12 protein-coding genes are annotated in these 13,673 nt (G+C 61.2%); 10 read left to right on the top strand and 2 right to left on the bottom strand.

Translation table 11 applies throughout. The features are described from left to right. Nucleotides 1-503: 503 nt before the first annotated feature. From glmS to CSV91_RS07330, 3 genes are all read left to right on the top strand, one after another. Nucleotides 504-2,351, top strand: coding sequence for a glutamine--fructose-6-phosphate transaminase (isomerizing) (gene glmS / locus CSV91_RS07340; protein ID WP_099432373.1), 1,848 nt, complete (start codon nucleotides 504-506; stop codon nucleotides 2,349-2,351). A gap of 139 nt (nucleotides 2,352-2,490) precedes the next feature. Beyond that, nucleotides 2,491-2,988 carry a helix-turn-helix domain-containing protein gene (locus CSV91_RS07335; RefSeq protein WP_099431658.1) on the top strand — a complete coding sequence of 166 codons (498 nt, stop codon included), beginning with the start codon at nucleotides 2,491-2,493 and terminating at the stop codon, nucleotides 2,986-2,988. A 20-nt stretch (nucleotides 2,989-3,008) separates the two neighbouring features. Next, entirely contained in the window at nucleotides 3,009-3,860 is an 852-nt protein-coding gene (locus CSV91_RS07330; protein ID WP_099431659.1) for an IS3 family transposase, read from the top strand. 66 nt (nucleotides 3,861-3,926) lie between these two features. On the opposite strand, the gene CSV91_RS07325 is transcribed toward CSV91_RS07330, so the two are convergent. Continuing rightward, the gene (locus CSV91_RS07325) at nucleotides 3,927-4,628 is read right to left on the bottom strand and encodes a GntR family transcriptional regulator (protein WP_050766156.1); all 702 of its coding nucleotides are present in this window, start codon (nucleotides 4,626-4,628) and stop codon (nucleotides 3,927-3,929) included. 193 nt (nucleotides 4,629-4,821) lie between these two features. On the opposite strand from CSV91_RS07325, the gene CSV91_RS07320 reads away from it, so the two are divergent. The 3 genes from CSV91_RS07320 (at nucleotide 4,822) to CSV91_RS07310 (ending at nucleotide 7,999) form a co-directional block, all read left to right on the top strand. After that, complete coding sequence (locus tag CSV91_RS07320) at nucleotides 4,822-5,856, top strand: YeiH family protein (protein WP_099432371.1); 1,035 nt, start codon at nucleotides 4,822-4,824, stop codon at nucleotides 5,854-5,856. Between the two features lie 265 nt (nucleotides 5,857-6,121). Further along, on the top strand, nucleotides 6,122-7,339 hold the full coding sequence (locus CSV91_RS07315) for a helix-turn-helix domain-containing protein (protein WP_099432370.1): 1,218 nt from the start codon (nucleotides 6,122-6,124) through the stop codon (nucleotides 7,337-7,339). Between the two features lie 84 nt (nucleotides 7,340-7,423). Beyond that, a complete protein-coding gene (locus tag CSV91_RS07310) occupies nucleotides 7,424-7,999 on the top strand; it encodes a hypothetical protein (RefSeq protein WP_147579398.1) in 576 nt (191 codons plus the stop codon). Nucleotides 8,000-8,127: 128 nt separating this feature from the next. On the opposite strand, the gene CSV91_RS07305 is transcribed toward CSV91_RS07310, so the two are convergent. Next, nucleotides 8,128-8,649 (bottom strand): nitroreductase family protein, encoded by a 522-nt coding sequence (locus tag CSV91_RS07305; protein ID WP_099432368.1) that lies wholly within the window; start codon nucleotides 8,647-8,649, stop codon nucleotides 8,128-8,130. Between the two features lie 294 nt (nucleotides 8,650-8,943). Between CSV91_RS07305 and CSV91_RS07300 the strand changes: the two genes are divergently transcribed. The 4 genes from CSV91_RS07300 to CSV91_RS07285 all read left to right on the top strand — a co-directional run bounded on the left by CSV91_RS07300 (nucleotide 8,944) and on the right by CSV91_RS07285 (nucleotide 13,654). Further along, on the top strand, nucleotides 8,944-9,234 hold the full coding sequence (locus CSV91_RS07300) for a hypothetical protein (protein ID WP_055251737.1): 291 nt from the start codon (nucleotides 8,944-8,946) through the stop codon (nucleotides 9,232-9,234). Nucleotides 9,235-9,415: 181 nt separating this feature from the next. Further along, on the top strand, nucleotides 9,416-9,916 hold the full coding sequence (locus CSV91_RS07295) for a MarR family winged helix-turn-helix transcriptional regulator (protein WP_099432367.1): 501 nt from the start codon (nucleotides 9,416-9,418) through the stop codon (nucleotides 9,914-9,916). After that, on the top strand, nucleotides 9,916-11,640 hold the full coding sequence (locus tag CSV91_RS07290) for an ABC transporter ATP-binding protein (protein ID WP_099432366.1): 1,725 nt from the start codon (nucleotides 9,916-9,918) through the stop codon (nucleotides 11,638-11,640). Before CSV91_RS07295 ends, CSV91_RS07290 begins: the two co-directional genes overlap by 1 nt. 1 nt (nucleotide 11,641) lies before the next feature. After that, nucleotides 11,642-13,654, top strand: coding sequence for an ABC transporter ATP-binding protein (locus tag CSV91_RS07285; RefSeq protein WP_099432365.1), 2,013 nt, complete (start codon nucleotides 11,642-11,644; stop codon nucleotides 13,652-13,654). Nucleotides 13,655-13,673: the final 19 nt, after the last annotated feature.

The following is a 13,673-nucleotide window of genomic DNA, read 5'->3' as shown; positions in this document are numbered from 1 at the left end:
GTAGCATCCCAAACCTACCAAAAAGGGACAGGTTTATTTTGGCAGGTTTTATCTGGGGAAACGCCGTTGCCGGCGCGACCACCACGAAGGGGACAGGCACCTTTGTGGTGGTTTGAGCTGCCCGGGCCTTCAATTGTCTCGATCTGTAACATCTGGACGGCAAAACCGGCTCTACCTGTTACAGATCGAGACATAGTGCAGGGGCCGAACTGTAATGTCTCGATCTGTAACACTAAGCCGGCTTCCGGAGCCCCAGATGTTACAGATCGAGATCTTTCGCTGGGACAGAGCGCCGCCCCGATCCAAATCACCACAAAGGTGCCTGTCCCCATTGTGGTGGTTTGGACCGGCTGGACGTGTGTGCATCGGGTGGTATCTAAGTTGAGATACCACTTCTGGTATATCAGCTTGCGTTTGCGTGAGTACAATACTCGAACGTTATACGTCTCAGCGCCCCCTGTGCGTGGACGTCTTGCAGTCACGCGAACGAAGGGATTTATCCTATGTGCGGAATCGTCGGCTACACCGGCTCTGATATTGCAAAGAACATCCTGGTCACGGGCCTCAAGCGTATGGAGTATCGCGGCTATGACTCCTCGGGCGTCGCGCTCGAGGTGGGCGAGGGCGCCGCGGCGCACCTCGACGTCATCCGCCGCGTGGGCAAGGTCGCGGGCCTGGAGAGCGAGCTTTCCAACATCGACAGCGACGCTACCTGCGGTATCGGCCACACCCGTTGGGCCACCCACGGCAAGCCCTCCGTCGTTAACGCTCATCCCCACACCAGCTGCGACGGTCGTATCGCCATCGTCCACAACGGCATCATCGAGAACTTCGCCGAGCTGCGCGAAGAGTTGGAGGGTCGCGGCCACCACTTTAAGAGCGAGACCGATACCGAGGTCTTCGCGCATCTGATCGAAGAGGCTTATGCCGAGACGCACGACCTGATGGCATCCGTGCGCGAGGCTTGCACCCATGTGGTCGGTGCCTATGGTCTGGCCGCCGTTTCCGCCGACGAGCCTGGCGTGATCGCCGTGGCCCGCAAGGATTCCCCGATTGTAGTCGGCGTGGGCGAAACCGGCTCCTATGTTGCTTCCGATGTCATCGCGCTCATCGACGCCACTCGCGATGTCGTGGTGCTCGAGGACGGTCAGTTTGCCAAGCTCGCGCCCGCAGGCGTCGAGTACACCGACGAGGCCGGCAACGTTATCGAGCCCAAGGTCACCCACATCGACTGGGACCTGGACATGGCCGAAAAGGGTGGCTACCCCGACTTTATGCTCAAGGAGATCCATGAGCAGCCGCGCGTCGTGCGCGACACGCTGGTCGGTCGTATGACGCCGGCCGGCGAGCTCGACATCGACGAGCTGGGCCTTTCGCTCGAGGAGCTCAACGACATCGACCGCGTCTACGTGATCGCTTGCGGCACCAGCTATCACGCTGGCCTCATTGCTAAGAATCTCATTGAGGGCTGGGCTCGCATCCCCACCGAGGTTGAGGCGGCCAGCGAGTTCCGCTATCGCAATCCCATCATCACGCCGACGACGCTCGTCGTCGCCGTGTCCCAGTCGGGCGAGACGGCCGACACCCTTGCCGCCATTCGCGACGCGCGCATCAAGGGCGCCAAGGTCTTCGGCATCACCAACGTGGTGGGCAGCCCCGTGGCGCGTGAGAGCGACGGCGTCATCTACACCAAGGCCAACAAGGAGATCGCGGTTGCCTCGACCAAGAGCTTTATCGGCCAGGTTGTGAGCCTGACGCTGCTGGCTCTGCTGCTGGCGCAGGTCAAGTACCGCCTGACCACCAAGCAGGCGCGCATGCTGTTCCGCGAGCTTTCCGATACGGCCGAGCAGATCCAGTGGATTTTGGATACCCAAACCGAGGCCGTTCATGAGGCCGCCCTGCTGTGCAAGGACGCGCAGTCCGCACTGTTCGTGGGTCGCGGCATGGGTGCCGCTATTTCCTACGAGGGCGCGCTCAAGCTCAAAGAGGTCAGCTACCTGCACGCCGAGGCCTACGCCGCCGGCGAGATGAAGCACGGCCCCATTGCCCTGATCGACCCGGGCTTCCCTGTGATTGCCGTGGCCACCAAGAGTGCCACCTACGACAAGACCGTGTCGAACCTCATGGAGTGCAAGGCGCGCGGCGCTAAGGTCATCGTCGTTGCCACCGAGGGCGACGAGGAAATCAACAAGATTGCCGACTGCATCATTCGCGTGCCGGCAGTCCGCGACGTGTTCAGCCCCATCACGGCGAGCGTCCCGCTGCAGCTGCTCGCCCGCGAGGTCGCCATCCTGCGCGGCTGCGACGTCGACCAGCCCCGTAACCTGGCGAAAAGCGTTACTGTCGAGTAGTTGGTTCCGCCGTTCTAACGACTAAGGCCCGGCTCCGCGTCATCAGACGGAGCCGGGCCTTTTTGTACGGAGAAACCACCTCAAAGGTGCCTGTGAACTGCCTCCCATTTCTTGGACATCGGGAAATGGGAGGTTTTCCATGAGTATAGACCTCAGGGTGAAGCACGACCTGGAGTCCAGGAGGCGGGCCGTCGAGCTCTTCGACGCCGGCGTCGGCTGCAAACCGGCGGCCGAGGCCCTGTCCGTCCCCCGCGAGACCGTGAGAGAATGGCAGTGGGTATACCGGGCGTTCGGAAGCGAGGCGCTGCTGTCCATGGGCGGGAAACAATCCAGGTACACATTCGAGCAGAGGGTCGCCGCGGCATCGGCCGTGGTCGACGGCGGGATGGCGAAGACCGACGCCATGGCCGAGTTCGGGATCAGGTCGAAGTCCCCGCTGGAGCGCTGGTGCAGGCTCTACCGCGAGGGCGGCGCCGAGGCGCTGCGGCCCGGACCGAAGGGCAGGCCGAGGGGGTCGAGGTCGAAACCCCGGGCCCGCACCCGCGAGCAGGAGCTCGAGGAGCGCTGCCGCAGGCTCGAGGCCGAGGTCGCCTACCTAAAAAAATTGCGCGCCCTGGTCGAGCGGGACGGGCTCTGACCAGGGCGGCGGCCGAGGCGGTGGGGGCGCTGAGGGCGGAGGGGCACTCCCTGCGCCACCTGCTGGAGTGCTCGGGGCTCAGGAGGTCGACCTACTACTACGCGCTGGCGCACCCGCGGAGGCCGACCAGGCCCGAGCTGCGCGACGCCGCGGCCGAGATATTCTCGCGCACCGCCAACGGCTGCGGGCACCGGCAGATAGCCATGTGCCTGCGCGCCGAGCTGGGCGCGGTCGTGGCCGACAAGACCGTGCTCAAGATGATGCGCGAGATGGGCATCCGGTGCGGGATACGCCGCCGGGGCTCCCGCCGCCGGTACAGCTCCTACAGGGGGCTCGTGGGGAGCACGTTCGAGAACGTCATCGCGAGGGACTTCGGCGCCGAGGGGCCGTGGCAGAAGCTCGGCACCGACGTCACCGAGTTCAAGGTCGCCGGCGCCAAGGCCTACTGGGCCCCGGTGCTCGACTTCTGCACGAAGGAGATCGTGGCGAGCGACATATCGACCTCGCCGGACCTCGCCCAGCAGCACAGGATGCTCGACCGGCTCCTCGAGGCCCTGCCCGACGGGGCGGCACCGACCATGCACTCGGACATGGGCTGGCAGTACCAGCACGAGTCCTACACCTCCAGGCTGGAGGGGGCGGGCATCACCCAGAGCATGTCGCGCAAGGGGAACTGCGTCGACAACGCCGCCACCGAGCAGCTCTTCGGCCACGTGAAGGACGAGTTCTACCGCGGCAGGGAGTGGGGCAGCTTCGAGGACTTCAAGCGCGACCTGGAGGAGTACATAGTCCATTGGAACACGCGGCGCAGGCAGGTAAGATTGAAGGGCCTGACGCCGGAGGAGTTCCGGGACCGGGCCCTTGCGGCGTAGTCGCTATTTATTCAGTCCAAGTTTCGGGGCGCAGTTCACTGTCCCCTTTGTGGTGGTTTTGGCAGGTTAGCGGAGCTTGCTGGTCTCGAAGTACTCGGGGAACTGGTCCAGAACCTCGGTTTGGTTGCGGAACATCATGTGCAGGTGCTTGCTGACCAAAAAGCTCGCTTCGATGGGGTCGCGACCGGCAATAGCGCGGCGAATCTGCTTGTGCTCGTTCACGATGTCCTGATTGTCGAGAACCTGCGTGGCGGCGCGCAGCCAGCGGAAGCGCTCCAGGTCGGCATTGGTCTCTTCGAGCCACGACCACACGGTGCTGCGACATGCGATGCTAAAAATCATGTGATGCATGAGGTTGTCGCTCAAAAAGAAGCCGATGCGATCCTCTTCGGCCATGGCCTTTTCCTGCAGCACGATGGCGCGGTCGAGCTGCTCGATGCCGGCCGAGGTGGCACGGGCGCAGCACTCCACAATTACCTGCTTTTCCAGGTGCTCGCGAATGTAGCAGGCACTCTCGGCAAGGGTGAGGTTGATGGGCGAGACATAGGTGCCACTTTGGGGCACGGTACGCACCAGGCCTTCCTGCGCCAAACGAACCAAAGCCTCGCGCACGGGGGTGCGCCCCATATCTAGGTCGTCGCAAAGCTGCTTGACGCCTAGCTTTTCGCCCGGCTTATAGTCCAGATAGACGATTTTGCGTCGAATGGTGTGGTAGGACTGGTCTTGTAGGCTTGTTTCTTGCTCGCCGACGTGCATCGATTCTTCCATAGTGCCTCGCAACCGTTCTATCAAACTCATATGTCAGTTGTTTATTATGCCGCGAATCAGCTCTCCGCGGTGAGTAATTCGACTGTCGCCCGAGAACTATTGCGGCATCTTAGTCTTTGTTTGCGCGAGACTGTGCTCGATGTTGCCGTATCATAAGCCGTCGCAAACGTGAAATAGAAAGAAGGAATCCCATATGCAACTGGCGAATACCGTACGCGAGCGCTGGAAGGGTGTCTTGTTCTGCCTGATCATCGCTATCCCCGCAACGCTGCTCGGCAAACAGATTGAGGTGGTCGGCGGGCCGGTATTTGCCATCCTCTTTGGCATGGTCCTGGCGCTTGTCTTTCCCAAGAATCGTCGCGAACAGCTCGCCGCCGGTGTTACCTATACGTCCAAAAAAGTTTTGCAGTACGCGGTTATCCTGCTTGGCTTTGGCATGAACCTCTCCCAGATTCTGTCCAAGGGCGCCCAGTCGCTGCCGATTATCGTGGCGACGATCTCGACCTCGCTTGTCATCGCCTTTGTGCTCTGCCGCGTCATGAACGTGCCGGGCAAGATTGCGACGCTTGTGGGTGTGGGTTCGTCGATTTGCGGCGGTTCGGCCATCGCCGCGACCGCACCCGTCATCGATGCCGACGATCGAGAGATTGCCCAGGCTATTTCGGTCATCTTCCTGTTTAACGTTATCGCGGCGCTCGTGTTTCCAACGCTCGGAGGCATGCTCGGACTGACCAACGAGGGCTTTGGCCTGTTTGCCGGCACCGCCATCAACGACACCTCGTCCGTAACGGCTGCGGCGAGCGCTTGGGACAGCATGCATCCCGGCGCCAATGTGCTCGAGAGCGCCACGGTGGTCAAGCTCACCAGGACGTTGGCCATTATCCCCATCACGTTGGTCCTTGCGTGCTGGCAGATGCATCTGGCGCGCAAGGCCGGGGGCGACGCCAAAAGCACGTTCTCGTTGAAACGCGCGTTTCCCATGTTTGTGCTGTTCTTTGTGCTGGCGAGCGTAATCACCACGGTGCTTCAGCTTCCCGTGTCCATCACGGCGCCCATCAAGGAGCTGTCGAAGTTTTTTATCGTGATGGCCATGGCGGCTATTGGCTTTAATACCGATATCGTCGAGCTGGTCAAAAAGGGCGGCAAGCCCATCGCGCTGGGCTTTTGCTGCTGGATTGGCATTGCGTGCATGAGTTTGGGAATGCAGCACGTGCTGGGAATCTGGTAGAGAAGTAGCTTATTTGCGTGCTGGTTGCCGGTGAGCGCAAGCTTGCGGTGGAGCGATAGGAGCTCTTGCGGGTATGGCTTGTCCGCAGGTTTATAAGTCCCGAAGAGCTCTTATCGCCCCGCCAGGATGGCGATGCGGGGCAACACCTATACTCGCAGGACGGCGCTTTCTGCCCTATAGTGTTTGGTGAGCAATATCGTTCAATTTTGAAACACTTGAGATGCCAAGCCACAGATAAGGGTCGTGGCTGGAGACGGGGCGAACCATGGACAGCGATGCCAAGCTGAACATCTTGACCGAGGCCCTGGCTGCTGCCGGGGCCTCGGCATTGGCAATTGATGCGCGTGGGGACGTCGCGATTTCGACCATGAATGACGCGGCGCTTGAGCGGGGTGTGGCGGCTTTTGTTGCCGAACGCCTCGACCGTATAGGAGACGGCGCGCGTCTGGTTATGGGACGTGCGGGTACGCGCTTGAGCCTGACCGTTCGCCCCACCGACAAAGAGGGCGGGGGCCTTTGGGTCGTCGTGGTCCGCGAGGTGCGCGGCGCCGCGGCACATGCGGGCGTCGAGTGGCTCAATGCCGACGAAGTTGAGGCCCGCTACGAATCGAGCGCGTACGGCATCGTTGAGGGGGCGGCCGCGGTGGCTGCGCCGGTCGCCGAGAGCTATGCGCGAGGTGTGCCCCTTATGCTCGAGGGCGAGCTGGGCGCGGGCCAGGTCGAGATTGCCAAGCGCCTCTATCTGGATGGCCCTTTTGCCGATCAGCCCTTTGTTGCCGTTGCGCTCGATGAGCTCACCGATCGCGGCTGGCGCCACGTGCTCAAAAGCGCCGAATCGCCGCTGTTCCAAACGGGGCTGACACTTTGCATTGCGGGCTGGAATGCGGTTGGCCCCCAGCGCCTCCGCGAGCTCGTTTCCACGATGGCCGACACCGCGTTGGCGACGCGCTGTCATGTGGTGCTGACGGCGAATGACATGCCGGGTGGCAGCGAAAGTGATCAAGCCGCCTTTGTGACCGAGCGCTTCGCCTGTGCGGTGGGCGTGGCACCGGCAATCGCCGAGCAGGGAGCCGCGTCGACGAAGGTTGCGCGGTATTTGGAATATCTCGCTGATGCATTTGGGACGGCAGCGCCCACGCTGTCTGCCGCGGCGACGAAGGCGCTCGATGCTTACCGCTGGCCGCGCAACTATCTGCAGCTCCGCGAGGTCTCGGAACGACTGTATATATTGGTGGGGGCGGGCACGGTGGATCGCGCTGTGGCGGAGGAAGTGCTAGCCCAAGAGGACGTGATTAAGACTGCAACCTTTGGCGCCCCGACACTCGAAAGCGACCTGTATATCCTGCGACCGTTGATCGATACCGAGCGAGATATCGCGCATCTGGTTGTAGACCATCTCCATGGCAACCGAACCCGTGCGGCGGAGGTGCTGGGCATAAGCCGAACAACGCTGTGGCGCTTGCTGAAGGACGATGACCGTTGAGCGAGGCGCCCGTGACCGCGCGCGACGCGTGTGCTACAGTCCAAAGCGTTATTGTTTCGATTTGGTTACGGCGTGCGGGGGCGTATGGCTGAGACTACAAAACCGAGCCGCAGAAGGCGGAGTGCCGCGCCGGTCAACCGACGCACGACATCGGTGACGTGGGGCAAACACGCCTCGGGGTTTGATGGCTCGTTCAAGCGCACTAAATACGGCTATCCTTCGGCAAGCGCTCGCTTGGCCATGCAGGCCGAGTCCTCGTTGTGGGGCCGCAAACGCGTGGTGGGCTCAAAGCTCAAGCACGACGGAACGCTCGGTTACATCAGCCGCGGGGCGGCTCGTCGCAGCGGACTCAATCCGGCTGGTTGGCATCGTTATGTTCCGATCGCGGTCGTCGTTGCAGTGATCGTCATCGCACTCGCTGCGCTTGGCTACGCCGGCGGCGGTGCCAACTTGGACGCGATGTTTAAATCGCCCGAGCTCGCGCATGCAGGCACAGAAGTTGTCGAGGGCGCTCAGACCCAGACGGGCGTCGCGCCCCAACGCGGTATCGTTGCGGCAGCCTCCACCATCGTCGACGCTCAAAAGGACGAGGGTGAACAGGGCGACGGCGCCGAAACGACTCAAACGAACGAAACGACGACAACTCCATCGGCAAGATAAGTTGCGAGCGGGACAGCAAATTTGGGATTGGGCCTTTTAGCTGCTCAAGTGCCAGATGTCACCAGTGGCGCACCCGATGTCAGTCACCAACAGCGAGCGTTCGCCGTTCGGTAGAACGGCGGACCTTCCTACTTTACGTACACCACGTTGTCGCGGCGGGGTTTGGGCTCGGGTAACGCGTCATCGGCATAGCCCAGGATGCAGTGACCGACACCGCGCAGGCTGCCGTCGGCGGGCAGGCCCCAGCTGGCCAGCAGCTCCAGGCCCTCGGGCGAGTCAAAGACCTCATGCGCGCGGTGAATCCAGCACGAATCGACACCCAGTGCATAGGCGGCGTTGAGCAAGTTGCCCATGGCGAGCGAGCCGTCTTCCAGATGCGTGGGCACGCTGCGGTCGACCAGCACCACCACAACGGTCTTGGCGCCATAGAAGGGGTCACTGCTGCCGCCCATGACCTGGGCGTTGAGCTGTGAGAGACGCTCGACGGTCGCGGGGTCGGTGACGGCGACAAACGTCACCGGCTGGCGGCCCATGCCGCTCGGTGCATATTGGCCGGCTTCGATAATACGTGCAAGCTTTTCGGCCTCGACGGGACGATCGCTGTATTTGCGGCAGCTGCGGCGGTGGATGAGCGCTTCGATAGTCTCCATGGTGTCTCCTTGTAGTGGCGTTGCAGATGCCCCGTTCATACCCGTCGGGCTTAAACGATAGACGGTCAATTGCCCGGCCAAAAGGATAGATTCCAATTGGGAAAGTAGGTTTGCATAAAAGTGCCTTCAGAATGTGACAAACAAATGGGATGGTTAAACGTTTTATCCCGTCTACCCTGCGGTTTTTTACCACTTGCCTAAATGACGAACGCATAACCTCTGATAAAGGTTTTACTAAAGGAGTACCAACGTTTATCAATGCGCCGTGGTGGCGCCGGGCCAGGAGGTAACATCATGTTCCAGGCTGGAGATGTCGTCGAGACCGACTTCGAAGGATTTCTGAAGCTGCTGCGTTCCAAGACGCGCGCTTTTGTGACGATTGATGATCACGAGTACTACATCACGCACACCGATGGCTATTGGCGTGTTCAGGATTGCGAGGCCCTCAACGATAAGGGCCACTTTACTGACTGCTCCGAGCTGGTCAACACGGTCTGCGAGGTCGTCGAGCTGCCGTGGATTGCTGGCAAGAGCCTGCATGACAGCTTCTCGGGCGCTACGGTCTATGAGGCCGTCGCCGCTTAACGGGCAATAAAACCCGATTTTCACGTGACCGCTGGCGCTGTCCCCGCGCCGGCGGTCTTTTTATGCCGATAGGCCATAAAAGTGCAAGCATTTGCGGAGAGCCTGTTGACGATAGTCAAAACTCGGACTAATCTAGAGATACAAAATTGGTCAAAAATCGGACAATCGAATGGTGGGATAGATGAATAGTGCGGTTACGCTGGTCGACTTCGACCGGTTGCTCAATGGACTCGACCATATCTATTCGGAGTTCTCGCGCGCCTGCGGTCTTTCGGACTGCGCTTACTGGATGCTCGTCGATACCAGCACGGCGGGCGGCAGTATTGCCGTAAGCCGCCTGACGAGCGAATGGTTCTACAGCAAGCAGACCATCAACTCGGCCATTAAAACCTTGACGGCGCGGGACTTTGCAACGTTGGAGTTTGCCGAAGGCAGCCGTAAGAACAAGGTTGTGCGTTTGACCGAAGCGGGCATGCGGTTTGCCGAGCGTTATGCGCTGCCGGCACTCAAGGCCGAGCAGCGAGCCTTTGGCGCGCTTGAGCCGTGTGAGCAACGCGAAATCATGCGCTTGATCGGAAAATTTTCCCATGCGCTCGGCGATGAGTGCGATGCCTTTAAGCAGCATATCGCTGCCGAGAGCCAGGCCGAGAATCAAGGTGAGGGGGAGTCGTGCGACTCTTAATGAGGTTTATGAAGCCGTATCGCAGGCTTGTCGCGGTGACGTTGTTGGTGCTGCTAATCGACAACGTTGGCACACTGCTGGTACCCACGATGTTGGCGAACATGGTCAACACCGGTATCACCACGGGCGATGTCGACTACATTTTGCGCAACGGTCTCTACATGCTTATCGCGACCGGCATGGCCAGCGGCGGCGCGGTGTTGGGCTGCTATCTTTCGGCGCGCCTGGCCGCCAACGTGGCCTGCGATATCCGCAATGCCGTCTACGACAAGTCGCTCGAGCTGTCTGCCAGTGACTTTGAGCGCTTTGGCACGGGTTCGATGATCACGCGCTCGCTCAACGACATCAACGTGATTCAGCAGGCGATTCTGCAGACCATTCAGCTGGTGCTGCCGGTGCCGTTCCTGGCGGTGGCAGGCATCATCTTCGCCTGGCTCATCGATCCGGCCATGGGCATGCTTCTGGGCGTCGTGGTTGCGATCGTGCTGGTTGCGGCGGTCTTTACGGTTGCCAACGCGGCTCCGATTTTTATGCGCTTGCAGAGCTTTATCGACCGCATGAACGTGGTGCTGCGCGAAAACATCGTGGGCGTGCGCGTCATCCGTGCGTTTAACAAGGAGCGTCGTGAGGAACAGCGCCTGGACGAGGTGTTTAGCGACTACGCCGCCAACGCCATAAAAGTCAACCATCTGTTTGTGGGCCTCGACAGCTCCACCTTCTTTCTGATGAATATCGCCGAGGTGGCGGTACTGTGGGTGGGCGGCAACCGCGTGGGTGCCCACGCCATGCAGATCGCGAGCATCTCGGCGGTGCTGGAGTACGCGCTTCTGATCCTGTTCTTTGTGATGATGGCCCAGATGGTGGTGCTGACGCTTCCGCGTGCTGCCGCGTGCCTGAACCGCGCACAGCAGGTGCTGGAGATTAAGCCGAGCATCGTGGACGGCGAGCGTACGCTGGGTGACGGAGCGCCTGCCTCCGGGGGCGATGCGGATGCGGTCGCTGAGTTCGATCACATGTCGTTTCGTTTTGACGATGCCGATGAGGACACCCTGTGCGACCTGAGCTTTGTCTGTCGTCGCGGTCAGACGACCGCGATTGTGGGCTCGACGGGCTCGGGCAAGTCGACGGTGGCAAAGCTTCTGCTGCGCTTTCACGATGCCACCAAGGGCGTCATTCGCCTGGACGGCGTCGATCTGCGCGAGCTTTCGCAAGGTGAGATTCGCGGGCGCATCGCCTATGTGCCGCAGAAGGCATGGCTGTTCTCGGGCACCGTGGCAAGCAATCTGCGCTTTGGCAACGAGGACGCGACCGAGGCGGACATGCTTCATGCGCTGCAGGCTGCCCAGAGCACCTTTGTGCTCGATCAGCCGCAGGGGCTCGATACCCCGGTTGCCCAGGGCGGTACGAACTTCTCGGGTGGTCAGCGCCAGCGCCTGGCCATTGCTCGCGCGCTCATGAAGCGTGCCGACCTGTATATCTTCGACGACAGTTTTTCGGCCCTAGACTTTAAGACCGATGCGGCCCTGCGCCATGCGCTGCAGGACGAGACGCGCGACGCCGCGGTGCTCATCATCGCGCAGCGCATCTCGACGATTCTGCACGCCGACCAGATTGTCGTGCTCAAGGATGGCGAGGTCGTGGGCTTGGGCACGCATGGCGAACTTATGGAAACCTGTGAGGTATACCGCGCCATCGCGGAATCGCAAATGAAGGGAGGTGAGTAGCATGACCGGGGAGCTCAAGAAGCGCAGCGACGCTATCGATGCCGTCGTTGTGGACGCGGTCGAAGCGGTCGAGCAGGCTGCCACGTCGACCGAGCTGGATGACGTTGCCAAGGCCGCGGCCGAGCGTGAGGCTCGCCGCCAAGCGCTGTACGAGGAAAACGAGCGTGCCGAGGACGAGCGCGCCCGTGCCGAAGCGGAGCGTATGCGCGACGTGGACGACGAAGAAGAGGACGAGAAACCCCGGGATACCTGGGCGACGGCGCGCCGCTTGTGGAGCGAGGCCGCCGGCGACCATTGGCGCTTCTACATCGTGTTTGCGAGCATCGTGTTCTACGTCATCTTTAACACCGCCGCGCCGGCATATAGCGCTCATGTTATCGACGAGCTGTGGGGCCATATACAGGTGGCGTTTGCCAGCGGAACCACCTTCAGCATCACCTGGGACCAATGCGGCAAGACCATCTTTGTCTACTTTTTGATCTGGACGGCCGCCGGATCGTTCTATGCGCTGCAGAGTTTTTTGATGTCGAGCGTCGCCGAGCGACTCAACTTGCGTCTGCGCAACCGCATCGCGCAAAAGCTCAGCCGCCTGCCGCTCGCCTACTTTGACGCGCATCGCCCCGGCGAAGTGGTCAGCCGCGCGACCAACGACTTGGACAAGATGTCCGAGAGTATGCAGCGCGGATTGCTGCAGCTGCTGGTATCGATCGGTACCGTGACGGGTGCCATCATCATGATGTTCGTCTATAGCGTCAAGCTCACGTTGGTCTTTTTGGGCTTTACGGCGGTATCGCTGCTGGTGACCAAGGTGGTTTCGCGCCGTACGCATGATGTGACGGGCGAGCGTCAGGAATGGGTGTCCAAAATCACGAGCGCGGTCGAGGAGGGCTATTCGGGCCGCTTGGTGATTCGCGCATTCAATCGCGAGCACCAGAGCTCTGCCGAGGTGCACGAGGCCTCGGGCGAGCTGGCCCGCGTGAGCACCAAGGCCGACTTTATGATCAACGCCGTCGGACCCGCGGTTCGCTTTATTGGTCGCCTGGCGCAGATCGTGATTGCGCTCGTGGGCTGCAGCATGCTGGTCGCCGGTCATATGACCGTCGGCGTGTTCCAGGCGTTCTTCCAGTTTATCTACGAGGCGTCCGAACCCATGACGCAGCTGTCGTTCACTTTCAACTCGCTGCAGAGCGCGCTGGCGAGTGCGGAGCGCGTGTTCGACCTGCTCGATGAGCCCGAGATGGAGGCCGATCCGCAGCCGGGCGAGGCTGCCAATCTGCCGGGTCGCGTGGAGGGCCGCGTCGCTTTTGAGCATGTGCGCTTTGGCTACACGCCCGAAAAGCCGCTCATGCGCGACGTGTCGTTTACCGCCGAACCGGGTCAGAAGATTGCGGTGGTGGGAACCACGGGTGCGGGTAAGACCACGCTCATCAACCTGCTCATGCGCTTCTACGAGATTGACGGCGGCCGCATTACGCTCGACGGTGTGGATACGAGCCGCATGAACCGCGGTGAGCTCCGTCAGCAGTTTGGCATGGTACTGCAGGACGCCTGGCTGTTCGACGGCACGATTGCCGAGAACATCGCCTACGGCTGCCCCGAGGCAACGCGCGAGGAGATCGTGGCGGCTGCCCGTGCCGCGCAGGTCGACTTCTTTGTGCGCACCATGCCGCAGGGCTACGACACGCGCGTGGCCAATGATGCCGAAAGCATCAGCCAGGGCCAGCGTCAGCTGCTGACCATTGCGCGCGTGCTGCTCAACAACCCGGCGATTCTCATCTTGGACGAGGCGACGTCGAGCGTGGACACGCGTACCGAGCTTGCCATCGGCCGTGCCATGGACGCGCTCATGCATGGGCGCACGAGCTTTGTGATCGCACATCGTCTGTCGACGATCGTGGACGCCGACCTGATTCTGGTCATGGATCACGGCAACATTATCGAGCAAGGCACGCATAAGGAACTGCTGGCTGCCGAGGGTGCTTACGCCGACCTCTATCTGAGTCAGTTCGCATAATGTGACAAAGGGACAGTCC

It is taken from the genome of Collinsella aerofaciens (assembly GCF_002736145.1).
Classification (GTDB): Bacteria; Actinomycetota; Coriobacteriia; order Coriobacteriales; family Coriobacteriaceae; genus Collinsella; species Collinsella aerofaciens_A.
The sequence above is the reverse complement of the archived record's forward strand: the minus strand, read 5'-3'. Positions and strand labels throughout refer to the sequence as shown.

Coding starts and splice junctions, on each gene's coding strand:
- CSV91_RS07305 (WP_099432368.1), bottom strand. CDS start 8,649: ATGGAGACTATCGAAGCGCTCATCCACCGCCGCAGCTGCCGCAAATAC.
- CSV91_RS07290 (WP_099432366.1), top strand. CDS start 9,916: ATGAGGTTTATGAAGCCGTATCGCAGGCTTGTCGCGGTGACGTTGTTG.
- CSV91_RS07320 (WP_099432371.1), top strand. CDS start 4,822: ATGCAACTGGCGAATACCGTACGCGAGCGCTGGAAGGGTGTCTTGTTC.
- CSV91_RS07315 (WP_099432370.1), top strand. CDS start 6,122: ATGGACAGCGATGCCAAGCTGAACATCTTGACCGAGGCCCTGGCTGCT.
- CSV91_RS07285 (WP_099432365.1), top strand. CDS start 11,642: ATGACCGGGGAGCTCAAGAAGCGCAGCGACGCTATCGATGCCGTCGTT.
- glmS (WP_099432373.1), top strand. CDS start 504: ATGTGCGGAATCGTCGGCTACACCGGCTCTGATATTGCAAAGAACATC.
- CSV91_RS07295 (WP_099432367.1), top strand. CDS start 9,416: ATGAATAGTGCGGTTACGCTGGTCGACTTCGACCGGTTGCTCAATGGA.
- CSV91_RS07325 (WP_050766156.1), bottom strand. CDS start 4,628: ATGGAAGAATCGATGCACGTCGGCGAGCAAGAAACAAGCCTACAAGAC.
- CSV91_RS07310 (WP_147579398.1), top strand. CDS start 7,424: ATGGCTGAGACTACAAAACCGAGCCGCAGAAGGCGGAGTGCCGCGCCG.
- CSV91_RS07300 (WP_055251737.1), top strand. CDS start 8,944: ATGTTCCAGGCTGGAGATGTCGTCGAGACCGACTTCGAAGGATTTCTG.
- CSV91_RS07335 (WP_099431658.1), top strand. CDS start 2,491: ATGAGTATAGACCTCAGGGTGAAGCACGACCTGGAGTCCAGGAGGCGG.